General features: G+C 67.4%; 19 protein-coding genes and 2 pseudogenes. 1 reads left to right on the top strand and 20 read right to left on the bottom strand.

The window, feature by feature from the left end; genetic code table 11:
- Nucleotides 1-26 precede the first annotated feature (26 nt).
- The 13 genes from ahpC to ltnD form a co-directional block, all read right to left on the bottom strand.
- Complete coding sequence (gene ahpC / locus OP497_RS04710; protein ID WP_280546874.1) at nucleotides 27-590, bottom strand: alkyl hydroperoxide reductase subunit C; 564 nt, start codon at nucleotides 588-590, stop codon at nucleotides 27-29.
- 136 nt (nucleotides 591-726) lie between these two features.
- On the bottom strand, nucleotides 727-1,119 hold the full coding sequence (locus tag OP497_RS04705; protein WP_280546873.1) for a ribonucleotide reductase subunit alpha: 393 nt from the start codon (nucleotides 1,117-1,119) through the stop codon (nucleotides 727-729).
- A gap of 140 nt (nucleotides 1,120-1,259) precedes the next feature.
- The gene (locus tag OP497_RS04700; RefSeq protein ID WP_280546871.1) at nucleotides 1,260-2,192 is read right to left on the bottom strand and encodes a DMT family transporter; all 933 of its coding nucleotides are present in this window, start codon (nucleotides 2,190-2,192) and stop codon (nucleotides 1,260-1,262) included.
- A gap of 13 nt (nucleotides 2,193-2,205) precedes the next feature.
- Nucleotides 2,206-3,084, bottom strand: a complete 879-nt coding sequence (locus OP497_RS04695) for an NAD(P)-dependent oxidoreductase (RefSeq protein WP_280546870.1) — start codon at nucleotides 3,082-3,084, stop codon at nucleotides 2,206-2,208.
- 14 nt (nucleotides 3,085-3,098) lie between these two features.
- The gene (locus OP497_RS04690) at nucleotides 3,099-4,559 is read right to left on the bottom strand and encodes an aldehyde dehydrogenase family protein (RefSeq protein WP_280546868.1); all 1,461 of its coding nucleotides are present in this window, start codon (nucleotides 4,557-4,559) and stop codon (nucleotides 3,099-3,101) included.
- A gap of 42 nt (nucleotides 4,560-4,601) precedes the next feature.
- Nucleotides 4,602-5,876 carry a TRAP transporter large permease gene (locus tag OP497_RS04685; RefSeq protein ID WP_280546866.1) on the bottom strand — a complete coding sequence of 425 codons (1,275 nt, stop codon included), beginning with the start codon at nucleotides 5,874-5,876 and terminating at the stop codon, nucleotides 4,602-4,604.
- Nucleotides 5,873-6,490 (bottom strand): TRAP transporter small permease, encoded by a 618-nt coding sequence (locus tag OP497_RS04680; RefSeq protein ID WP_280546865.1) that lies wholly within the window; start codon nucleotides 6,488-6,490, stop codon nucleotides 5,873-5,875. The genes OP497_RS04685 and OP497_RS04680 overlap by 4 nt, the downstream gene beginning before the upstream one ends.
- Before the next feature lie 64 nt (nucleotides 6,491-6,554).
- Nucleotides 6,555-7,556: a TRAP transporter substrate-binding protein gene (locus tag OP497_RS04675; RefSeq protein WP_280546864.1), complete on the bottom strand. Its 1,002-nt coding sequence runs from the start codon at nucleotides 7,554-7,556 to the stop codon at nucleotides 6,555-6,557.
- A gap of 60 nt (nucleotides 7,557-7,616) precedes the next feature.
- The gene (denD, locus tag OP497_RS04670) at nucleotides 7,617-8,579 is read right to left on the bottom strand and encodes a D-erythronate dehydrogenase (RefSeq protein WP_280546862.1); all 963 of its coding nucleotides are present in this window, start codon (nucleotides 8,577-8,579) and stop codon (nucleotides 7,617-7,619) included.
- Nucleotides 8,580-8,639: 60 nt separating this feature from the next.
- Nucleotides 8,640-9,446: a 2-oxo-tetronate isomerase gene (gene otnI / locus OP497_RS04665; RefSeq protein ID WP_280546860.1), complete on the bottom strand. Its 807-nt coding sequence runs from the start codon at nucleotides 9,444-9,446 to the stop codon at nucleotides 8,640-8,642.
- A gap of 24 nt (nucleotides 9,447-9,470) precedes the next feature.
- Nucleotides 9,471-10,118, bottom strand: a complete 648-nt coding sequence (otnC, locus tag OP497_RS04660) for a 3-oxo-tetronate 4-phosphate decarboxylase (RefSeq protein ID WP_280546858.1) — start codon at nucleotides 10,116-10,118, stop codon at nucleotides 9,471-9,473.
- On the bottom strand, nucleotides 10,115-11,410 hold the full coding sequence (gene otnK / locus OP497_RS04655) for a 3-oxo-tetronate kinase (RefSeq protein WP_280546856.1): 1,296 nt from the start codon (nucleotides 11,408-11,410) through the stop codon (nucleotides 10,115-10,117). Before otnK ends, otnC begins: the two co-directional genes overlap by 4 nt.
- 2 nt (nucleotides 11,411-11,412) lie before the next feature.
- Nucleotides 11,413-12,348 (bottom strand): L-threonate dehydrogenase, encoded by a 936-nt coding sequence (gene ltnD / locus OP497_RS04650; protein WP_280546855.1) that lies wholly within the window; start codon nucleotides 12,346-12,348, stop codon nucleotides 11,413-11,415.
- A gap of 124 nt (nucleotides 12,349-12,472) precedes the next feature.
- On the opposite strand from ltnD, the gene OP497_RS04645 reads away from it, so the two are divergent.
- Nucleotides 12,473-13,513, top strand: a complete 1,041-nt coding sequence (locus OP497_RS04645) for a LacI family DNA-binding transcriptional regulator (protein ID WP_348533109.1) — start codon at nucleotides 12,473-12,475, stop codon at nucleotides 13,511-13,513.
- A 159-nt stretch (nucleotides 13,514-13,672) separates the two neighbouring features.
- Here the strand turns inward: OP497_RS04645 and OP497_RS04640 are convergent.
- From OP497_RS04640 to OP497_RS04610, 7 genes and pseudogenes are all read right to left on the bottom strand, one after another.
- A pseudogene (locus OP497_RS04640) lies at nucleotides 13,673-13,816 on the bottom strand (formyltetrahydrofolate deformylase); the annotation flags it as partial.
- An 80-nt stretch (nucleotides 13,817-13,896) separates the two neighbouring features.
- Complete coding sequence (gene soxG, locus OP497_RS04635) at nucleotides 13,897-14,547, bottom strand: sarcosine oxidase subunit gamma family protein (protein ID WP_280546853.1); 651 nt, start codon at nucleotides 14,545-14,547, stop codon at nucleotides 13,897-13,899.
- Nucleotides 14,540-17,590 (bottom strand): sarcosine oxidase subunit alpha family protein, encoded by a 3,051-nt coding sequence (locus OP497_RS04630; RefSeq protein WP_280546851.1) that lies wholly within the window; start codon nucleotides 17,588-17,590, stop codon nucleotides 14,540-14,542. The genes soxG and OP497_RS04630 overlap by 8 nt, the downstream gene beginning before the upstream one ends.
- Nucleotides 17,587-17,943: a sarcosine oxidase subunit delta gene (locus tag OP497_RS04625; protein ID WP_280546849.1), complete on the bottom strand. Its 357-nt coding sequence runs from the start codon at nucleotides 17,941-17,943 to the stop codon at nucleotides 17,587-17,589. Before OP497_RS04625 ends, OP497_RS04630 begins: the two co-directional genes overlap by 4 nt.
- A gap of 10 nt (nucleotides 17,944-17,953) precedes the next feature.
- Nucleotides 17,954-19,204 (bottom strand): sarcosine oxidase subunit beta family protein, encoded by a 1,251-nt coding sequence (locus OP497_RS04620; protein ID WP_280546847.1) that lies wholly within the window; start codon nucleotides 19,202-19,204, stop codon nucleotides 17,954-17,956.
- A 46-nt stretch (nucleotides 19,205-19,250) separates the two neighbouring features.
- Entirely contained in the window at nucleotides 19,251-20,558 is a 1,308-nt protein-coding gene (gene glyA / locus OP497_RS04615) for a serine hydroxymethyltransferase (RefSeq protein ID WP_280546846.1), read from the bottom strand.
- A gap of 148 nt (nucleotides 20,559-20,706) precedes the next feature.
- Nucleotides 20,707-21,814 (bottom strand): annotated as a pseudogene (locus OP497_RS04610) (hybrid-cluster NAD(P)-dependent oxidoreductase).
- Nucleotides 21,815-21,944: the final 130 nt, after the last annotated feature.

The raw sequence follows: 21,944 nt of genomic DNA, 5'->3' as shown, positions 1-21,944 counted from the left end.
GGGCCTCGCCGGCAGGGGCAGATCGCTTAGATCTTGCCGACCAGGTCCAGGGACGGAGACAGGGTCGCTTCGCCTTCTTCCCACTTGGCCGGGCAGACTTCGTTCGGGTTGGCGCGCACGTACTGGGCGGCCTTGACCTTGCGCAGCAGCTCCTCGGCGTTGCGGCCGATGTTGCCGGCGTTCAGCTCGATGATCTGGATCTTGCCGTCGGGGTCGACCACGAAGGTGCCACGCTCGGCGATACCGGCATCCTCGATCAGCACCTCGAAGTTGCGCGAGATGGCGTGGGTCGGGTCGGCCAGCATCGGGTACTGCAGCTTGTTGATGGTCTCGGAGCTGTCGTGCCAGGCCTTGTGGGTGAAGTGGGTGTCGGTGGAGACGCTGTAGATCTCGACGCCCAGCTTCTTGAACGTCTCGTAGTGGTCTGCCAGGTCACCCAGCTCGGTGGGGCAGACAAAGGTGAAGTCGGCCGGATAGAAGAAGAAGATGTTCCACTGGCCCTTCAGGCTCTCCTCGGTGACGTCGATGAACTCGCCATTGTGGTAGGCAGTGGCCTTGAACGGCTTGACTTCGGTGTTCAGCAGCGACATTCGGTAGTGCTCCTTTCGACTTTCGTTGAATGAGTGACGGCCATACAAAATACAGGGTAGACCGTATCCGCTGATAGCGTAAATTGAATGGCGTCATGGACCTGATAATTCAAGCCTATGGTCCACGGGGCGGGCGTCAGCCGATGTCCACCGCCTCGCCCTGGCGGTCGAAGGCCAGGAACTGGGAGATGTTGCCCATCTTGAGCGACTCGACCATGCGGTTGAGGTGCTGTTCGGCCTGGGCCTGGGCATCCTCGCCGGCCAGGGCCGCCACGAAGACGATGTCCCAGTCGGCCCCGGTCTCCCGGGATTCTTCCACCAGCGCGGCCATGTCGGAGAGCTCCTCCGGGGCCTTGTCGACGCAGACCACCGGCGTCAGCACGCCGCCCTCGCCCTGCTCGAAGCGACGCCGCTGCGCCTCGCTGGGATGGTCCGGCAGCTCGGCGCGGGTGAAGACGAACAACAGGCGCTGCAGCTCTGACTGGGCACGCGCCTCGTCCAGCAAGTCGGCATAACGGGAAATGGCCACGGGCACTCCTTCGGATCGGGATGGTATCGGGGCAGGCAGCGTAACGGGCCGGCTCCGCTTCGGGAAGGGGGATTCGCGGCCCATGCGACCCAGGTCACGTTCCGGAGCGCCGATGGACCCTCTACCCCGCCGCGGCCCGGTCAGCTGCCCGATGCCACCCGCGACGCCGCGCGCAGGCGTAGTTCCAGGCGCCGCTCATAGAGCCCCTTGGTTACCAGGGTCCCAAGCACCAGCCCGCCCCCGGCCAGGGCGATCGGTGCCGGGGTTTCGCCCAGCAGCCACCAGGCCCAGAGGGTGCCGACCACCACCTCCAGGAGCAGCAGCAGGCCGACCTCGGCGGCGGGCAGATAGAGAGGCCCGCGCTGCAGCAGGGTCACCCCCGTGGGCACGATGAACAGGCACAGCAGGACCACCAGCAACCAGCGATCGATGGGCGGCATGTCGATCCCGCCACCCCCCAGCAGCAGCACCAGGGCGGCGCCACCGCCCACAATGAGGCCGTTGAACACCAGCATCGGGCTCATGTCCACGCCGGGGCGCCGACGGCAGAGCGTGAAGTTGAGCGCCAGGGTGGTGGCGGCCATGAGGGCGAAGGCATTGCCCACCCAGGAGCCGACCCCGGTGTCGTCGATCACGATCATCCCGATGCCCAGCATGCACAGCCCGATCGAAAGCCAGGTCCGGCGCGGCAACCGCTCGGCGAGGATCGCGCGGGACAGCAGGGCGGCGATCAGCGGCGCCCCCGCCAGGATCAGCAAGACATTGCCTGCCTTGGTGTACTGGTTGCCCAGCACGAAGCAGCAGGTCGTCAGGCTGAAGAGCAGCGCCACGGCGATGCCGGTGCCGCCGCAGCGCCGGTAGGCGGCCAGGGTGCCGCGGCCGTAGCGCGCCAGGGCGATCACCAGAAAGCCCAGCGCCGAGAGGAGCCCCCGCCACATCAGGATCTCGGCGTCCGGCAGGGCCGCCAGCTTGATCAGCAGGGCATCCGGCGACATGATCAGCGCCCCGCCCCCGGTCAGCAGCAGGCCCTGCTGGCGATGGGAGAGCCCGGCACCCGACCGCCCTACCCTCACGGCCGTGCCTCCCTCACGCCTTTTCCCCCTCCAGGACGCGGATGACGTCCGGCACCGTCAGGCCCTGGTCATCGATCCCCGCATACAGTGCCTCCACCGCCTCGGCGACCCGGCGACCGGCCCCCAGCTCGTCGGTCATGGCATGGTAGTAGCCTAGGTCCTTGCTGGCATTGGCCACGCTGAAGCGGAAGCCCGACGCGTCGCCCTCGGCGATGAAGGGCCGCAGGCGGTCGAAGACCACCCCGCCACCGCCGCCCTTGCCCACCACCTCCAGGAAGGCCGCATCGTCGATACCCGCCCGGCGTGACGCCGCGGTCGCCTCGGCCAGCACCGCCGAGAAGCCCAGCGAGACGAAGTTGTGCAGCAGCTTCAGAGTGTGCCCGGCCCCCACCTCGCCGGCATGGGTGATGTTCTCGGCAACGCAGGCGAGCAGAGGCCGCATCTGCGCGAACAGCGCCGGGGACGCCCCCACGATCAGGTTCAGGCGCCCCTCCTCCGCCTCACGGGGGGTCCGGGTCATGGCGGCATCCATGAAGTGGCCGCCGGCCTCCACCACCCGGGCGGCAACCCTGGCCGTGGAGCTGGGCAGCGCCGTGGAGCAGTCGATCACCACACCCCCCGGCACCAGTCCCTCCAGCACCCCACCGGGCTCGAAGAGTGCCGCCTCGACCTGGGGGGAGCCGGTCACGCAGAGCAGCACCGCATCCGCGGCCTCGGCCACCTCGCGCCCCGTGCCTGCCATATGAGCGCCCGCTTGCACCAGGTCGTTCACCGGCTGGTTGCCGGAATGCTCCAGAATCGTCAGCGGATAGCCGCCCCGAAGGATATTGCGGGCGATGCCGTGGCCCATCAGGCCGGCCCCGACCAGGCCGATACGCAGCGTCTGTGTCATCTTCTCCTCCCTGCTCATCCGTGGTGGATCGCGACGGTCTTGATGCGAGTGTAGCTGCGCAGCCCCTCGAAGCCCTTTTCGCGACCATGGCCGGAGCGACCGACGCCACCGAACGGCAGCTCGATGCCACCGGCGGCCCCATAGTTGTTGACGAACACCTGGCCGCTGCGCACGCCCTTGGCCAGGCGCAGCTGGCGACCGCCGTCGCGGGTCCAGATACCGGCACAGAGGCCAAAGTCGGTGCCATTGGCCAGTGCCAGGGCCTCGGCCTCGTCGTCGAAGACCTGCACCGCCAGGACGGGACCGAACAGCTCCTCGCGCAGCACCTCGTGACCGGCGGGGATATCGACCAGCAGCCGCGGCACCACGTAGTGGCCGCCGGCTGGCGCCCCCTCCGCCAGGCGCCCGCGGGCCAGGGTGCGAATGCCGTCGGCGCGGGCCGCCTCCAGGCGGGCCTCCAGCCTGGCCTTCTGGCGGGCGTTGATCAGCGGACCGCAGTCGGCGTCCGCTTCGCCGGCGTCGCAGCGCAGGAGCTCGAAGCGCTCGGCCAGGCGCCCCAGCACCTCATCGGCCACCTCGCGCTGCACCAGCAGCCGACTGCCCGCGGAGCAGGTCTGGCCGGCGTTCTGGATGATGCCGCGAACCACGAAGGGCAGCGCCGCCTCCAGGTCCGCATCGGCGAAGAGGAGCTGCGGCGACTTGCCGCCCAGCTCCATGGTGACCGGGACATGGTGGACCGCCGCGGCCTGGGCCACCCGGGTGCCGGTTTCCGGGGAACCGGTGAAGGAGAGATGGTCGATGGCCGGGTGCGCCGACAGCGCGGCACCGGCTTCGCTGCCAAGGCCGGGCACGACGTTGAGCACCCCCGCCGGCAGGCCCTTCTCCACGGCCAGCTCGGCCAGGCGCAGCACGCTCAGGCAGGCATCTTCGGCGGGCTTGAGCACCACGGTATTGCCGGCCGCCAGGGCCGCGGCGACGCAGCGACCGAAGATCTGCGCGGGGTAGTTCCAGGGAATGATCTGCCCACAGACCCCGTAGGGCTCGCGCCAGGTCATCACCGCGAAGTCGTTCTCGAAGGGGATCGTCTCCCCGTGCAGCTTGTCGGCCGCGCCGCCGTAGAAGCGGAAGTAGCGGGCACAGGCGGTGATGTCGCCGCGTGCCTGGGACATCGGCTTGCCGGTATCCACGCACTCGAGGGCGGTGAGCCGTTCATGATCGGCCTCGATGGCCGTGGCGAAGGCCAGCAGCCACTCGCTGCGCCGGCGGGCGCTCCAGTCCGACCAGTCCCCCAGACGGCCGGCGAAGGCGTCACCGGCCGCCTTGACGGCCTCGTCGATCTCCTCGGCCTGGCCGCGGGCAATCCGCGTGATGGTCTCGCCCCGTGCGGGCGCCTCGACCGCCAGGGTCTCGCCGGTGGCGACCCATTCACCGCCGATCAGGGCCTCGCGGCGGGGCATCTCGGGTAATGCAGGCATGGAGTGGCCTCCGTGTCAGGCGTGTTGTCATCGTCGTTGGCGTCAGTAGAGCAGGTCGACCAGCCCCAGCGAGATCCAGGGCAGGTAGGTAATCGCGATCAGGCAGGCCAGCACCACCAGCACGAAGCGCATCAGCCAGGGCAGCAGCTGGTCGACCGAGAGCTTCGCCACGGCGCAGGCGGCGAAGAGGTTCACACCCAGGGGCGGGGTGAACATGCCCAGCGCCAGGTTGACCACGACGATCAGGCCGAAGTGCACCGGGTCGATGCCGTACTGGATGGCGATGGGGGTGAAGATCGGCGCCAGCACCAGGATCGCCGCCGACGTCTCGATGAACATCCCCACGATCAACAGCATCACGTTGACCGCCAGCAGGAAGGCGATGGGGCTGTCGAAGACCTCGGTCACCCAGCCGGCCACCTCGCTCGGCAGCCCCGAGCGGCTGATCAGGAAGCTGAACAGCGCCGCCGCCGCGATGATCAGCATCACCGCCGCCGTCGAGATCACGCTCTGCTTGAAGATCGGGAACATCTCCGCCAGGGGCAGCTCGCGGTAGATCAGTCCGCCCACGATCAGCGCATAGACCACCGCCACGGCAGAGGCCTCGGTGGGCGTGAACACGCCGCCGTAGATGCCACCGATGACCACCACTGGCATCAGCATCGCCAGCCAGGCGCGCTTGAAGGCCGTAGGAAAGTCGTGGCGGTCCTCGCGGTCACGCAGGCCGTAACCGCGCACCTTGCAGAACAGGTAGAGGAACAGCAGCAGGGCGCCGCCGATCAACAGGCCCGGCCCGATGCCGGCGATGAACAGCTTGCCGATCGAGGTATCGGTGCTCACCCCGTAGAGAATCAACGGGATGGAGGGCGGGATCAGCACCCCCAACTCGGCCGAAGAGGCCTGGATGGAGGCCGCCAGCGGGCGCGGGTAGTCGTGCTTGACCATGGCGGGGATCAAAATCGAGCCGATGGCGAAGGTGGTCGCCACGCTGGAGCCCGATACCGCGGCGAACATCATGCAGGTCAGCACGCAGGTCATGGCCAGGCCGCCCTGCAGCCCTCCCACCAGCGACTTGGCGAGGTCCACCAGGCGCCGCGAGATCCCGCCGGCGGCCATCAGGTTGCCGGCCAGGATGAAGAACGGAATCGCCATGAGGGGAAAGTTGTCGATGCCCACGAACATCTGCTGGGGCACCAATAACAGCGGCAGACGCGAGAAAAACTCGATGCCGATGATCGAGGCCAGCACGATCGAGACGGCAATGGGCACCCCCAGGCTGAACAGGATGATCAGCGAGAGTCCGATGGCGGCATTCATGGGCGTTCACTCCTGTCGTTGGGCTTGCCGGGGGTAACCGCGTCCCGGGAGGGGCTGGCGGTCAACGGCCCCGCGCCCTCGCCAGCCACCGCCGCCACGGATGCTGGCAGGTCCTCCTCCACGACCGGGCCGATGGTCTCCTGGCCGGTGGCCTGGGCGAGCAGGCGGGCGACCACCGCGATCAGCGCGAAGCTGGCGCCCACCGGCATGGCGGCATAGGCCCAGGCAATCGATACCTCGAGACCCGACAGCATCTGGCTCTGCACGCGCAGCATCATGGCGGTGCCGAAGGTGATCAGCACGACCAGCACCACGGCGCAGCACACGGCGATAAAGGCCTCCAGCCAGACCAGGTGACGCCCCGGTATCAGCTTGTAGATGACCTCCACGGACATCATGAAGCCGCCCCGGAAGCCTGCCGCGGCGCCCAGGAAGACACACCAGATCATGGCCGAACGGGAGATGACCTCGGACCAGGTCGAGGGGGCATCGAAGACGAATCGCGTCATCACCTGGTAGAAGCCCAGGGCGACCGAGACGATCAGCATGAGGACCGCGCCGAGCAGGGCCAGACGGGTGGTCTGGCGCTCGACGCTGAGAAAGAGTTGCAGCATCGTGGCCACCATCAGTGAATCAGGGCCCCGGCCCCCAGGGGGGCCGGGGAATCGGTTCAGCGGATCAGCAGTCGCTGGCGCGCACGCGGTCGAGCATCTCGCTGCCGTACTGGTCGGTGTAGATCTGGTAGGCCGGCTTGACGGCTTCCTGGAACGGCGCCTTGTCGATGTCCGTTTCAACGGTCATGCCCTTCTCGCGCAGCAGCTCCACGCCGTCACGCTCGAGACGCGACACTTCCTCGCGGGTGGCCGCGGCGGAGGCCTCGGCGGCCTGCTCGAACCAGCCACGCTGCTCCTCGGAGAGCCCGTCGAGCAGGATCGGGGAGCCCAGCACTGCTGCCGGCGAATAGACATGGCCGGTCAGCGAGAGGTAATCCTGCACTTCCCAGAACTTGGTGGCGACGATCACCGTGATGGGGTTCTCCTGGCCGTCTACGGTGCCCTGTTGCAAGGCGGTGAACACCTCGGGGAACGCCATCGGGGTGGGATGCACGCCCATCTGCTCGAAGGCCTCCATGTGCACCTTGTTCTCCATGGTGCGCACCTTGAGGCCCTCGGCATCGGCCGGTGTCTTGACCGGCCGCTTGCTGTTGGTCATGTGGCGGAAGCCGTTCTCCGACCAGGCCAGGCCCACCAGGTCGTGCTCGCTCATCTTGTCGAGCAGGTCCTGGCCGATTTCACCGTCCAGCACGCAGCGCGCCTGATCATAGTCCTTGAACAGGAACGGCAGGTCGAGCACATAGGTCTGCGGCACGAAGTTGCCCAGCGGGCCGGTGGAGGTGATCACCACGTCCACGGTGCCGATCTGCAGGCCCTCGATCATGGCGCGTTCGCCGCCGAGGGCGCCCGAGGGATGTTCCACGACCTCGAACTCGCCGTCACTGAGGCGCTCGAGCGTCTCCTTGAAGGCATCGGCCCCGACCGAGTAGTGGGAGCTGTCGGAGAGGGTGTGGCCCAGGTTGATGGTCTGTGCCGCCTGGGCGCTGAGGGCCCCCATGGCGAGCACGGCGGTAGTGGCACCGGTGATGGCAGTAACCAGGGTGCGGCGTGCGAAAGTGGCTTTCATTGTTGTCACCTCGATTGGCATTGACACGCTTGGGAAATATCCCGGGGACGGACCCCGGGATCAGGCACGCTCGTCCAGGAAGGCCTCGACGATCTCGTGGAAGTCATGATCACTCTGGAAGCCCAACTGGCGGGCTCGTTTATTAGTGAATCGCGCCGGCCAGCTGCCGACGATGGCCTCGATGCGCGCATCGGGCTCGTGGCGGACCCGGGCCAGCGCCTCCTCGCCGGCCACCTCGCGCAGCGTCTCGAGCATCTCGGCGACGCTCACCGTGATGCCCGGTAGCATGAAGGCCCGGAAGGGGCCCAGGACGTCGCCGGGGATCTCGGCGCCATGGATCAGGGCATCGACCACCTTGGCCGGCGACATCACGAACAGGTCCAGGTCGGTGGGTACCGGACAGACAGCCTCTTCGCCATTGAGCGGCTCGCGCAGGATGCTGGAGGCGAAGCTCGAGGCCGCGGCATTGGGACGTCCGGGGCGAATGACGATGGTCGGCAGGCGCAGCACCAGCCCATCGACGAGGCCGCGACGGCTGTAGTCGTTGACCAGCAGTTCACTCATGGCCTTCTGGGCGCCATAGGAGTTCTGGGGGTGCAGCGCGGTCATGTCGTCGAGGACCTCCGGCAGGTCGCCGCCGTAGGCCGCCACGGAGCTGGCCATGATCAAACGGGTAGCGGACAGGCCCTGGGCACGGCAACCCTCGAGCAGGGCGCGTGTGGCGTCGAAGTTGACCCGCATGCCCAGGTCGAAATCCGCCTCGGCCGCCGAGCTGACCACCGCGGCGAGGTGGTAGATGACGTCGGGCTGGGCCTTCAGTACCGGGTCCAGGGCTCCCGGCATGGTGATATCCAGCGCCACAGACACCACGTCGACGGCCTCCTGATCGATGGCGGGCGGCTCGGTCTGGTCGATCAGCGTCAGGCGTTGGATCGCGGCACCATTGAGCTCCCCGCGTTCGAGGAGTTGGGCAACGAGGCGCTGGCCGAGAAAGCCGGCGGCGCCGGTGATTGCTATGTGCATGGTGGTCTCGCTTGCAATTGTCTGTTGTCGATGATGAAGCGGGGCGTGAGCACGACCGGCTCAGCTCAGAAGCCCGTAAGGCCTGCCCCAGCCCAGGCCGTCGCGGGTGCCCTGGGCCGGCCGGTACTCGCAGCCGACCCAGTCCCTATAGCCCAGGGCCGCGAGGCGTTCGAGCACCGCCGGGTAATGCACCTCGCCGATGTCCGGCTCATGGCGCTGCGGCACGCCGGCGATCTGCACGTGGCCGATATGGGGCAGGAGCCGCTCGAGATGGCGGATCAGGTCGCCTTCCATGATCTGGCAATGGTAGAGGTCGAACTGCAGGCGCAGATTGTCGGCACCCACGGCCTCGAGCACCGCTAGCGCCTGGTCCTGACGGGACAGGAAGTACCCCGGCATATCACGGGTGTTGATCGGCTCGATCAGCAGGTCCCGTCCGGCCTTGGCCGCCTCACGAGCGGCAAAGCGCAGGTTGTCGATATAGGTGGCGTGATGCGCCGCGCGGGCTTCGGTCTGAGTTCGGGCATCGACGCCCTCCGGCAGCAGCCCGGCCATGGCATGCACGCGCGGGCAGTCCAGGGCCTCGGCGTAGCGCAGCCCCTCGACCACGGAATCGCGGAACTCCGCCTCGCGGCCCGGCAGGCTGGCGAGCCCCCGCTCCCCCGCCTCCCAGTCACCGGGCGGCAGGTTGAACAGCACCTGCTCGACGCCCGACGCACGCAGCGCCTCGGCGAGGCTCTCCGGCGCGTGGGCATAGGGAAACAGGTACTCGACCCCCGTGAAGCCGGCATCGGCGGCCGCGGCGAAGCGGTCGAGGAAGGCATGCTCGGTGAACAGCATGCTGAGGTTGGCGGCCAGTCGGATCATCGTCGGTTTCCTGTTTGCATCGGGTCAGCTGCGGGGGAAACGGGCCTCGAGCTCGGCCACCTGTTCCGGTGTCAGGGCGCGAGGATTTCGTCCGTGCAGCAGCAGATAGAGCTTGGCGGTCTCCTCCAGCTCCTCGGTGGCATAGACCGCGGCCTCCAGCGACTTGCCGGCGACCACCGGGCCGTGGTTGGCCAGCAGCACCGCGCTGTGTTTCCCCGCCAGCCCGCGCACGGCATCGCCCAGGCTCGGGTCGCCTGGAATGTGGTAGGGCACCAGCGGCAGGCGGCCCACCCGCATCACGTAGTAGGCGGTCAGCGGCGGGATGCAGTCGCAGGGATCCACGTCGGGCAGGCAGGACACGGCCACCGAATGGGTGGAGTGGAGGTGCACGATGGCGCCGGACTGGGGACGCTCCTCGTACATCGCCGTGTGCAGGAAATGCTCCTTGGTCGGCTTGTCACCGTCGAGCAGCCGGCCGTCCCGGTCCAGGCGCGAGATGCGTGCCGGGTCGAGGCGTCCCAGACAGGCATTGGTGGGGGTCATCAGCCATCCGCCATCCTCGAGGCGCACGCTGATGTTGCCGCTGGAACCCATGGTCAGCCCACGATCGAACAGCGACTGGCCAAGCGTGCTGATCTGCTCGCGTAGCGCATTGATGGCGTGAGCGCTCATGGCAGCACCTCGAAGGCTCGAGTAAAGAAGTCACGGCCACCGAAGTTGCCCGACTTGAGAGCCAGGGACAGTGGGGCCTCGCGGCCTGCCAGCGGCGCCTGGGTCCAGGGCACGCCGGGGTCGATCTGGTCGCCGATGCGTAGCATGTCGATGCCCAGCGTCGAGACCACGGCACCGGAGCTCTCGCCCCCGGCCACCACCAACCGGCCCACGCCTTCGGCAACCAGGGTGCTGGCCAGCCGCCCCAGAGCCTGTTCGACCAGCTCGCCGGCGCGTTCGACGCCCAGCGCCGCCTGGGCGGCCTTGACCCGCTCCGGGTCGGCGGAGGCATAGACCAGCACCGGACCGCCATCGGCGAGACGCTCGCGGGCGAAGGCCAGGGCCGCCTCCAGGTGGGCATCGCCTTCGGCGAGCTCGAGCGGATCCAGGGCGAAGCCCCGGGGGTGTTCGAGAGAGTAGCGTTCGAGGAAATGATCGACCTGGCCGAGCGTGGCCCGCGAACAGCTCCCCGAGAGCACCAGGGCGCTGCCCGTCGCCGGGGCGAGACGGCCGGGCTCGGCGACCTCGGCCAGCCAGCCCCGGCGCCGGTACTGCGCCGGCAGCGCCTGGCCGAGCCCGGAGCCGCCGGTGACCAGCGGCAGGTCGACCACGGCCTCGGCGATCACCTCGAGGTCCTGCTCGTCGAGGGTGTCGCAGATCGCATGGCGCACGCCCTGTTCCGCCAGGGACCGAAGATGGACGCGCGTGGCCTCGGCGCCGCGGGCCAACACCGGCCGCGCCGCCAGGCCCACCGCATGGGGTGTCTGGCGACCCAGTACGCGCACCAGGTCGGCGTCGTGCATGGGATTCAAGGGATGGTGCTGCATGCCACTGTCGTTGAGCAGGCGATCGCCGACGAAGAGGTGGCCCTGGTAGACGGTGCGGCCATTGATCGGAAAGGCCGGGACCATCACCGTCTGGGCACTCCCCGACCGCTCCAGGAGGGCGTCGGCGACTGGGCCGATATTGCCGGCGTCGGTGGAATCGAAGGTCGAGCAGTACTTGAAGAATATCTGTCTGGCGCCTTGGGCCTGCAACCACGCCTGCGCCGCCAGGGACTCCGTCACGGCTTCCCCTGCCGGGCAGGAGCGAGATTTCAGCGCCACCACCACCGCATCGACATCATCCAGCGCCAGCTCTCCTTCCGGCATCCCGATTACCTGTAGGCAGCGCATGCCGCTGCGCACCAGGTTGTTGGCCAGGTCGGTAGCCCCGGTGAAGTCATCGGCGATGGCGCCCAGCACGATCGTCATGGTCACGCCTCCCCGGGATCGTTGGCGGCCTCGGGCAGCGTGATGCCCGACAAGCGCTCGTAGACCTTGATCACGGCCGCGTCATCCTCGCGGCCGAAGCCGGCACCCTTGGCCGCCGTGAACTGCTGCAGGGCAGATGACGCCACCGGGGTCGGCAGGGCCAGCTCGCGGCCGGTGTCGTGGACGATGTTGAGGTCCTTGACGAAGATGTCGACGGCGGACAGCGGCGTATAGTCGCCCTTGAGGATATGCGGCACCCGGTTCTCGAACATCCAGGAGTTGCCCGCCGAATGGGTGATCACCTCATAGACGGTGTCCGGGTCCAGCCCCATGCGGATGCCCAGCGCCATGGCCTCGGCGGCGGTGGCGATGTGCACGCCGGCCAGCAGCTGGTTGACCAGCTTCATGCTCGACCCGACACCCACCTCGTCACCCAGCCGATAGACGGTGGCGGCCATGCCGTCGAGGGCCGGAGCGGCCTTGTCGAAGGCTGCCGGCGTGCCCGAGGCCATCACCGACAGCTGCCCGGCCCGCGCCTTGGCGGCCCCGCCGCTGATCGGCGCGTCGAGCATCTCGAGCCCGGCCTCGGCCAGCCGCGCGCCGAGCCGGCGGGCGATGCTGGGGGCCACCGTAGCGCACTGCAGCACCACGTTACCCGGGGCGAGAGCGCCCACCAGGCCCTGGTCACCGAACAGCACTTGCTCGACCTGATCGGCATTGACGACCACCAGCAGCACGATGTCGCAGTGAGCGGCCAGTTCCGCGGGGGTGGCGGCGCCGCGGCCTCCCTTGGCCTCGAAGGCTTGGCGTGCCTGGGCCGACACGTCGCAGCCTGTCACCGCCAGACCCTGTTCGAGCAGTGCGGCAGCCGTGCCCATGCCCATGGCCCCTAGACCGATGACCCCGATGCGAGGCGTGCTTGCGGAAATGTCGCTCACCTTTCGATCTCCCGATGGTCGCGTGATTTGCTATGTGCTGTGATTCACGGTGGTAGCGCTACCATGTTAGCGCTACCATAGTTCTAGACGAGTGACTTCCCGGCAGCAAGCCTAGTGTGCAAGGATGAGACCAATGTCTAACTCGAACGCAGGCCCGCGACGGCGGAGAGGTTCCGATCAGCCCACTCTGAAGCAGGTGGCTGATGCGGCCGGCGTCTCTCCGATTACCGTGTCCCGCGCCCTGAACACGCCGGAGCGGGTCAACGAGGAGACCCGAAAGCGGGTCCTCGAGGCCGTCGATCAGGTGGGCTACGTACCCAACCTCGTCGCCGGCAGCCTGGCATCCGCCAGCTCCCGCTTCATCGCGGTGATCGTGCCGTCGCTGGCCAACGCGGTGTTCATCGAGGTGATCCGCGGCCTGCAGGAGACCTTCGAGGCCCGCGGCTACCAGATCCTGCTCGGCAACACCGACTACGACCTGGACCGCGAGTATCAGCTGGTGCGCACCTTCCTGGGCTGGTCCTGCTCGGCGTTGGTCACGGCAGGACTGCGTCACAGCGACGCCTGTCTCGGCCTGCTCGGGCACTGGGACAAGCCGATCATGGAAGTGATGGAACTGGGCGAGGCCCTGGACCTCAATGTCGGCCTCGACCACCAGGAGGCGGGGCGCTGCATGGCCCGCCACCTGCTGGCGCGGGGGCACCGCTCGATCGTCTATGTGGGGGCCTGCCTGGACAGGGACTACCGTGCCGGCATGCGCTTCGCGGGACATCGCGAGGTGCTCGAGGCGGCCGGCCTGGACGCCCCCCTCATCGAACTCGATCGGCTGGGCAGCCTGGAGGCGGGTGCCGCCGGACTCGACCAGGTGCTGGGCGGCTTCCCCGGGGCCCGGGCCATCCACTTCGCCAACGATGACCTGGCGACCGGCGCCCTGCTGCATGCACAGCGCCTCGGCCTGCGGGTCCCCGGGGACATCGCCATCGCCGGTTTCAATGGCCTGACGCTGGGCCAGCACGTCACGCCCCGGCTGACCACCATCCAGTCACCCCGCGAGACCATGGGTCGACTGGCGGCCGAGCAGGTCCAGAGACGACTGGATCACCAGCCGGTGACGCAACGGCAGCAGGATGTGGGCTTCACGCTCATGGTCGGCCAGAGTACCTGAGACCGGGAGAGTGAAAGAGGTGACACGCCATCCGCCGGCCGACGCGGCTTTCCCCCTTTCCGGTCCGGCGGTACCAGCTCGTGACGATAATCCCGTCAGGGAGAACGGCTATCGCTCGAAGATCACGGTGCGTCTTGCATGCAAGAAGCTTTCGGCGTGGCGGTCGTCGAAGGACTGCTGCTCGGTGATGTAGCAGCGGTTCTCCTTGAGGAAGCGGGTGATCACGTCCACGGTGCCCAACCGGCTGGGACACTGGGCCGTGAGGATCCATGTATCGTCACTCATATCGACACTACGATTCATGGGGCTCATGGGATGACTCCTGACGAAGCAGGCCGGGGCGGGCCCCGGCCTGGAAACGCATGTGAGGGAAAAGCCCGGGATCAGCGCTCGACGCCGAGGCAGAACTCCTCGCCGGCATCCAGCAACCAGCGATAGGTGTAGTCGGCGAAGCTGCGGCGCACCACCAGCTCCCAGCACTGCTCATCGGGGCGACGCAGGATCACCGTGGCCTTGGCGAAGACCGTGGTAACGCCCTTGCCGACCGGGAAGTGACTGGGGTGAACATCGTAGACCACCGACTTCATCAACAGCTCCCGGGCGGACTCGCCCTCGAGCTCGACCAGGGTCTGTCCGCCGCTGACGTTGCTGATGGCGAAGTGAGCGTCGCCCAGCGCCTCGCGCAGCCGATTCTCCAGCGCGGCCTCCTCGCCGCCGGGCACGATCAGCAGCCACTCGTCGGGGGAGAGCCACTGGATCGAACGCTCGCCCGCCGCATCGCGGGTGAGCCCCTGGGGCTCACCGGGCAGCGGGACACCGAGCACCGCGCGGACCGCCTCATCGAGGACGATGGCCCCGCCACGCAGGACCAGGTGACCGAGGAAGGGCCGCTCGCGCAGCACCACGCGGCTCTCGCCAGTGGGGGCCGGGGCCCCCGTGCGACGATAGGCATAGGCCAGCGGCGATTTCACCGGGATCTTGGCCTCGGTACGGGTATCGAAGGTCCTGACGTTGGCGATGACGGGATCAGACATTCTGGCGCTCTCCCTTGGGATCGACGAAGATCGGGCTGACGATGTCGGCCTCATGGACCTGGCCGTCGGCCATGGGCAGATAGACGGTCTCGCCCATCTTCTGCTGGCCGCCCTTGACCACGGCGAGGGCGAAACCGCTGTCCAGGGTCGGGCTGTAGTAGCTGGAGGTCACATGGCCCGCCATGGGCATGGGGATAGAGTGGTTCGGGTCGAAGACGATCTGGGCGCCCTCCTCCAGCACCACCTTGGGGTCCCTGGGTTTCAGGCCCACCAGCTGCTTGCGGTCGGGGCGCTTGGTGTCGGGGCGAGACAGAGCCCGCTTGCCGATCCAGGAACACGGCTTGTCATACCCTACGCACCATTGCATACCCAGATCCTCCGGGGTCACCGAGCCGTCAGTCTCCTGGCCGGTGATGATGAAGCCCTTCTCGGCCCGCAGCACGTGCATGGTCTCGGTTCCGTAAGGCGTCAGGCCGTAGCGGTCGCCATTGGCAAACAGCGCCTCCCAGACGTGCATGGCATAGTTGGCCTGGACGTTGATCTCGTAGGCGAGCTCACCGGTAAAGGAGATGCGGAACACCCGTGCCGGGACGCCGGCCACCACGCCCTCGCGCCAATCCATGAACTTGAAGCTGTCGCGGTCCAGGTCCATGTCGGTGATCTCGGCCAGCAGCCTGCGGGCCTCGGGGCCGGTGACGGTCATGGTCGCCCAGTGGTCGGTCACCGAGGTGAAAGTGACCTGCAGTTCCGGCCACTCGGTCTGGTGCCACAGTTCCAGCCACTCCAGCACGCCGGCCGCTCCGCCGGTGGTAGTGGTCATCAGGAAGTGATTATCGGCCAGGCAGCTGGTGGTGCCGTCATCGAAGACCATGCCATCGTCCTTGCACATCAGCCCGTAGCGTACGCGCCCGGGCGCCAGCTGAGCCCACTTGTTGGTGTAGACCCGCCCGAGAAACTCGCGGGCATCCGGCCCTTGGATGTCGATCTTGCCGAGCGTGGAGGCGTCGAGGATGCCGACGGCCTCGCGCACCGCACGGCACTCCCGCGCCACCGCCTCCGCCATACTCTCGCGTTCGCTGCCGACCTCGCCGCGGCGTTCTTGTGGAAAGTACCAGGGGCGCTTCCACTGGCCGACGTCCTCGAACTCGGCGCCGTGCGCTACGTGCCACGGATGCAGGGCGGTATGACGCTCGGGCTCGAACAGCTCGCGGCAGTGGCGCCCGACGATGGCGCCGAAGGTCACCGGCGTGTAGTTGGGGCGGAACACCGTGGTGCCCACCTCGGGGATCGACTTGCCCAGGCAGCGGGCGGCGATGGCCATGCCGTTGATATTGCCGAGCTTGCCCTGGTCGGTGCCGAAGCCCATGGCGGTGTAGCGCTTGACGTGCTCGATGGATTCGAAGCCCTCGCGGGTCGCCAGCTCGACGGCCGCCGCGGTGACGTCGTTCTGCAGGTCGACGAACTGCTTGGGCGCGCGCAGGGTCGGCTTTACGTGGGGGACCTGATACAGCGCCATCGCCGCGCCGTCGCGGCGTGTCGCGACCCGTGGAAGGGCCACGGCGCCCTCCGGGAAACCGAGCTCCGCTGCGGCCTCATGCCCTGCCCGGGCACCCTCCTCCAGCACCTCGCCGGTTGGGTAGGTGCCCATGGCCCCGCCGGCGGCGCTCACCCCCTTCACCAGACCGGGCACGAAGCCCAGGAGATCGTCACGCCAGGTAGGCCGCGCGCCGGTGTGCGACGCCAGGTGGATCACCGGGCTGTAACCACCGGAGCTGCCAATGGTGTCGCAGGCCAGTGTCTCCATCTCCCCGGTGACACGAAATGCCTCCAGGTCGACGCGCGCCACCCGCGCCGCGCTGACCCGGGCATCGCCCCTGGCCTCGATCACCGCACTTCCGGTGATGATGCGGATGCCCTTGGCGCGGGCCTGCTCGACCAGCTCACCGTCGGGCTCGGCCCGGGCATCGACGATGGCCACCACCTCGCGGCCGCTCTCCGCCCAGTCCAGTGCGGCACGGTAGGCATGGTCGTTGCTGGTAGAGAGCACCAACTTCCGGCCCGGCACCACGCCGTAGCGGCGGATATAGGTGGAGACGGCGCCGGCCACCAGGTTGCCCGGCACGTCGTTGTTGGCGTAGACCAGCGGGCGCTCGTGGGCCCCGGTGGCGAGGATCACCCGGCCGGCTCGCACGCGGTGCAGGCGCGAACGCACCTGGCGCCACCCTCCCTTGCGTGGGGCGGTCTCGCCGAGATGCTCGGTGCGCCGCTCGTGCAGCGTGACGAAATGGTGGTCGTGATAGCCATTGGCCGTGGTCCGCGGCAGCAGGGTGACATTGTCCCTCTCGCCCAGCACCTTGAGCGCCTCGGCGACCCAGGCACCGGCGGGCCGGCCATCGAGGGTCTCGTGACTGTCGAGCAGCGAGCCGCCCATCTCCTCCTGCTCGTCGCAGAGGATCACCCGAACACCACTGCGCGCCGCGGCCAGGGCCGCGGCCAGCCCCGCCGGGCCGGCACCGACCACCAGCACGTCACAGTGCTGGTGCAGATGATCGTAGCTGTCCGGGTCGCGCTCCATGGGGCTACGACCCAACCCCGCGCCCTTGCGGATGATCTTCTCGTAGGTCATCCACAGGGAGGCCGGGGCCATGAAGGTCTTGTAGTAGAACCCCGGCGGCATGAAGGTGCCGCCCAGCTTGCCGACCAGGCTCATCATATCGCGCTGTACATTGGGCCAGCCGTTGGTGCTGCATGCCTGCAGCCCATCGAAGAGCGCCTGTTGGGTGGCCCGCACGTTGGGCACCTGTGCCGCTTCGATGCTACCCAGCTGGACCAGCGCATTGGGCTCCTCGGCGCCGGCGGCGACGATGCCTCGCGGCCGCGAGTACTTGAAGCTGCGGTTGACGATGTCGACGCCGTTGGCCAGCAACGCCGAGGCCAGAGTGTCGCCGGCATGACCCTGATAGCGCTTACCATTGAAGATGAAGCCCAGCTTGCAGGAGCGGTCGATGCGCCCGCCCTGGCCGAGACGATGGGGTTGGCTCATGCGTGGACTCCTGCCTTGAGCGGTGCTTGCGCTTCCCGCGTTGCATCCTGGGGGCGCCGACCGTCGGGATATTCGGCGGTGAACGACGGCTGCTCGCCGATCCGATAGGTCTCCAGGATCTCGTAGGTCACCGTATTGCGCGTGATATTGAAGAACTTGCGGCAGCCCACGGCATGCACCCAGAGCTCATGGTGGATACCGCGGGGGTTGTCACGGAAGAACAGGTAGTCGCCCCATTCCTCGTCGCTGCAGGCCTCCGGGTCGGCGGGACGCTGGAGGTGCGCCTGGCCCTTGGCATGAAACTCTTCTTCCTCGCGGTGTTCGCCGCAGTAGGGGCAATGGATATGGAACATGGTGATCTCCTCAGTGGGCGACGCCAGCGGCACCGTGCTCGTCGATCAGCGCCCCGGAATGGAAGCGATCGATGGAGAACGGTGCGGCGATGGGATGCATCTCGCCCCTGGCGAGGCTGGCCGCGAACACCTGCCCCGATCCCGGGGTGGCCTTGAAGCCGCCGGTGCCCCAGCCGCAGTTGAAGTAGAGTCCCTTCACCGGAGTCTTCGAGATGATCGGGCAGGCGTCCGGGCAGGTGTCGACGATGCCGCCCCACTGGCGGTTCATGCGTACCCGGGAGAAGATCGGGAACATCTCGACGATGGCCTGCAGGGTGTGCTCCACGGTCGGGTAACTGCCTCGCTGCCCATAGCCGTTGTAACCATCGATGCCGGCCCCGATCACCAGGTCGCCCTTGTCGGTCTGGCTGATGTAGCCGTGCACGTGGTTGGACATCACCACGGTATCCAGTACCGGCTTGAGCGGCTCGGAGACCAGCGCCTGCAGCGGGTGGGACTCCAGCGGCAGCTTGAAGCCGGCCATCTTGGCCAGCACGCCGGAGTTGCCGGCCGCCACGCAGCCCACGGTCTTGGCCTCGATGTCGCCGCGGTTGGTATGCACCCCGTAGACGCGGCCGTCACGGACCTTGAAGCCGGTGACCTCGGTCTGCTGGAGGATGTCCACGCCATGGGCGTCGGCGCCCCGGGCGAAGCCCCAGGCCACGGCGTCGTGGCGGGCCACGCCGGCCCGCGGCTGCCAGGAGGCGCCGAGGATCGGATAGCGGGCGTTCTTCGAGCAGTCCATGATCGGCACCCGCGCCTGGACACCCTTGGCGTCGAGCACTTCACCGTCGATGCCGTTGAGGCGGTTGGCATTGACCCGGCGCTGGATATCGCGCATGTCCTGCAGGGTGTGGCCCAGGTTGAGCACGCCGCGCTGGGAGAACATGACGTTGTAGTTGAGGTCCTGGGAGAGCCCTTCCCACAGCTTCATGGAGTGCTCGTAGAGCGCCGCCGCCTCGTCCCACAGATAGTTGGAACGCACGATAGTCGTATTGCGCGCCGTATTACCGCCGCCCAGCCAGCCCTTCTCGATCACGGCGATATTGCGGACGCCGAACTCCTTGGCCAGATAATAGGCTGTGGCCAGGCCATGGCCGCCACCGCCGACGATGATCACGTCATACGCCTTCTTGGGCTCGGGATTGCGCCACTGGCGCTCCCAGTTCTCGTGATGGCTCAACGCGTGCTTGACTAGCGCGAAGCCTGAATAACGTTGCATAGGGGTCTCCTCCATGGCCCCGCCGGCCAGGCCGACGGGAACGGGCTTACGCGATGGACGTGGCAGACTCGGACATCTGCGGGGCCGACACGGCGGCATAAACGGGATGGCGCGCACAGAGCTCGGCCACCTTGCCGCGCACCTCGTCCTCGATGGCGGTCGTGTCGGCCTGCTCGGCCAGCACGTCGAGGATGTCGCAGATCCAGCCGGCCAGCGCCTCGCAGTCCGCCTCGCGGAAGCCTCGCGTCGTCACCGCCGGGGTACCGATACGCAGCCCGGAGGTCACAAAGGGACTCTGGGGATCATGGGGCACGGCGTTCTTGTTGACGGTGATGTGGGCACGCCCCAGAGCGGCATCCGCCGCCTTGCCGGTCACCCCCTGGCGGATCAGCGAGACCAGGAAGAGATGGTCGTCGGTACCGCCGGAGACCACGTCGAAGCCGCGTTCGACGACGACATTCGCCATGCACCGGGCGTTGTCGATGACCTGGGCCTGGTAGCGCACGAAGTCCTGGCTCATGGCCTCCTTGAAGGCCACCGCCTTGGCGGCGATCACATGCATCAGCGGGCCGCCCTGCTGGCCCGGGAAGACCGCACCATTGAGCTTCTTGTAGAGGGCCTCGTCGCCGCTGGCGGAGAGGATCAGGCCGCCGCGGGGACCGCGCAGGGTCTTGTGAGTGGTAGTCGTCACCACGTGGGCGTGAGGCAGCGGGCTCGGATAGTGGCCGGCGGCCACCAGGCCGGCGACATGGGCCATGTCGACCAGTAACCAGGCCCCGACCTCGTCGGCGATGTCGCGGAAGCGGCGCCAGTTGACCACCCGGGAGTAGGCCGAGAAGCCGGCAATGATCATCTTCGGCTTGTGGCTCTGCGCCAGGCGCTCGACCTCTTCATAGTCGATCTCGCCGGTCTCCGGGTTCAGGCCGTACTGCACGGCGTGGTAGTACTTGCCGGAGAAGTTGGGCGCCGCCCCATGGGTCAGGTGGCCGCCGTGGGCCAGGCTCATGCCCAGCACGGTGTCACCCGGCTTGACCAGCGCCATGAAGGCCGCCGCGTTGGCCTGGGCACCGGAGTGGGGCTGGACGTTGGCATAGTCGGCGCCGAACAGCGCGCAGGCCCGCTCGATAGCCAGCTGCTCGACCACATCGACATGCTCGCAGCCACCGTAGTAGCGCTTGCCGGGATAGCCCTCGGCGTACTTGTTGGTCAGCTGGGTGCCCTGGGCCTCCATGACCTGGGGGCTCGCGTAGTTCTCCGAGGCGATCAGCTCGATATGGGCTTCCTGGCGTGCCACCTCGTCGGCGATGGCGGCGGCGATCTGCGGGTCGGTTGTTGTAAGGTTGTTGGCGTTCATGGCATCACCCTGGTGGTTGGCTTCGCAACGTTAAGATAAAGAGAAACTCGCGGTATCCTGGAAACGACACCGCCGTCATTGCGCGAGACAGGCGCGTGGAATGGACGTGAAGCGCCGCCGCAGTTCGCGCCGATACGGCGCGGAGCGGTCAATATTCCACCACCACGTTGCCCAGCGGCTTGCTGCAGCAGGAGAGGATATAGCCCTCGGCCACATCCTCGTCGGTGATGCCACCGTTGTGCTCCATGTCGACCTGACCAGCGCTGAGGGGTACCCGGCAGGTCCCGCAGATCCCCATGCCACAGGCCTTGGGAATATGCAGCCCCAACTTGGCCGCCGCTGAGTGCACTGTCTCACCCGGCTGTATGCGCACACTCTTGCCGGTCGTGCTGAACTCGACGCTGATCATTTCGGCGACATCGAACTCCTCGGCCTCGGCTTCCGCCTGCTCGACGTTTTCGATCACCGCCTCCTGGATATCCAGCGGCGTGGCATCGAAGGACTCCTCGTGGTAGTGACTCATATCGAAGCCGTTCTTACGCAGCAGCGTCTTGACGGCATTCATGTAGGGGGGGGGGACCGCAGCAGAAGATTTCTCGATCCATGAAGTCCGGCGCCATCAGCTCGAGCATCGGCTGGCCAAGGTAGCCACGGAATCCGGACCAGGCTTCCCCCAGCTCGTCGCTTCGCTCGCACACGATATGCAGCGTGAACTCGGGAATCCGCGAGAAGATATGCTCGAGTTCCCGGTGAAAGATGATATCGCGCGGCGTACGCGCGCTATGCACGAACTGCAGGTCCACGGCCGCGTTGGTGTCGAAGAACCAGCGTGCCATCGACATAAGGGGCGTGATACCGACACCACCGGAGAGCATCAGCACCTTGTCGGCAGGGTAGTCGATGACATTGAAGTTGCCGACCGGCCCATGCACCGCCAGCTCGTCGTTCACCCCCAGATTGTCGTGCAGCCAGTTGGACACCACCCCGCCCGGAATGCGCTTGACGGTGATCGAGAAGCTGTAGGGCACGGACGGCGAGCTGGAGATGGTGTAGGAGCGCATGACCTGCTGACCGTCGATCTGCAGTTCCAGGGTCACGAATTGTCCCGGCTTGAAGAAGAACATGACGGGCTGTTCGGCCATGAAGCAGAAGGTGCAGGTATCCCAGGTTTCCTGGATCACCTTGACGCAGCGCACCAGGTGACGGCCGTTGGTCCAGGTCTGGGTGGTGACGGGATTGAGGAAGCTCATTGTCATTGTCGTATCGCCCGGGCTGCAGCATGAAGGTCTCCGACCGCGGTGCCCCGCCTGCCGTTGAGCGAATTCTGCGCAGCCTGGCGCCACTCGACTTGCCTGTCAGCGACACGGACATGCCCATGACCTCCTG

The organism is Halomonas sp. 11-S5, from assembly GCF_029889825.1.
GTDB lineage: Bacteria > Pseudomonadota > Gammaproteobacteria > Pseudomonadales > Halomonadaceae > Halomonas.
This window is presented reverse-complemented; position numbering and strand designations above follow the sequence as displayed.

Excerpts from the sequence above, each read along its gene's own strand:
- ahpC (WP_280546874.1), bottom strand. The coding sequence starts at position 590 with ATGTCGCTGCTGAACACCGAAGTCAAGCCGTTCAAGGCCACTGCCTAC.
- OP497_RS04695 (WP_280546870.1), bottom strand. The coding sequence starts at position 3,084 with ATGACACAGACGCTGCGTATCGGCCTGGTCGGGGCCGGCCTGATGGGC.
- OP497_RS04690 (WP_280546868.1), bottom strand. The coding sequence starts at position 4,559 with ATGCCTGCATTACCCGAGATGCCCCGCCGCGAGGCCCTGATCGGCGGT.
- OP497_RS04685 (WP_280546866.1), bottom strand. The coding sequence starts at position 5,876 with ATGAATGCCGCCATCGGACTCTCGCTGATCATCCTGTTCAGCCTGGGG.
- OP497_RS04680 (WP_280546865.1), bottom strand. The coding sequence starts at position 6,490 with ATGCTGCAACTCTTTCTCAGCGTCGAGCGCCAGACCACCCGTCTGGCC.
- OP497_RS04675 (WP_280546864.1), bottom strand. The coding sequence starts at position 7,556 with ATGAAAGCCACTTTCGCACGCCGCACCCTGGTTACTGCCATCACCGGT.
- denD (WP_280546862.1), bottom strand. The coding sequence starts at position 8,579 with ATGCACATAGCAATCACCGGCGCCGCCGGCTTTCTCGGCCAGCGCCTC.
- otnI (WP_280546860.1), bottom strand. The coding sequence starts at position 9,446 with ATGATCCGACTGGCCGCCAACCTCAGCATGCTGTTCACCGAGCATGCC.
- otnC (WP_280546858.1), bottom strand. The coding sequence starts at position 10,118 with ATGAGCGCTCACGCCATCAATGCGCTACGCGAGCAGATCAGCACGCTT.
- otnK (WP_280546856.1), bottom strand. The coding sequence starts at position 11,410 with ATGACGATCGTGCTGGGCGCCATCGCCGATGACTTCACCGGGGCTACC.
- OP497_RS04645 (WP_348533109.1), top strand. The coding sequence starts at position 12,473 with ATGAGACCAATGTCTAACTCGAACGCAGGCCCGCGACGGCGGAGAGGT.
- soxG (WP_280546853.1), bottom strand. The coding sequence starts at position 14,547 with ATGTCTGATCCCGTCATCGCCAACGTCAGGACCTTCGATACCCGTACC.
- OP497_RS04630 (WP_280546851.1), bottom strand. The coding sequence starts at position 17,590 with ATGAGCCAACCCCATCGTCTCGGCCAGGGCGGGCGCATCGACCGCTCC.
- OP497_RS04625 (WP_280546849.1), bottom strand. The coding sequence starts at position 17,943 with ATGTTCCATATCCATTGCCCCTACTGCGGCGAACACCGCGAGGAAGAA.
- OP497_RS04620 (WP_280546847.1), bottom strand. The coding sequence starts at position 19,204 with ATGCAACGTTATTCAGGCTTCGCGCTAGTCAAGCACGCGTTGAGCCAT.
- glyA (WP_280546846.1), bottom strand. The coding sequence starts at position 20,558 with ATGAACGCCAACAACCTTACAACAACCGACCCGCAGATCGCCGCCGCC.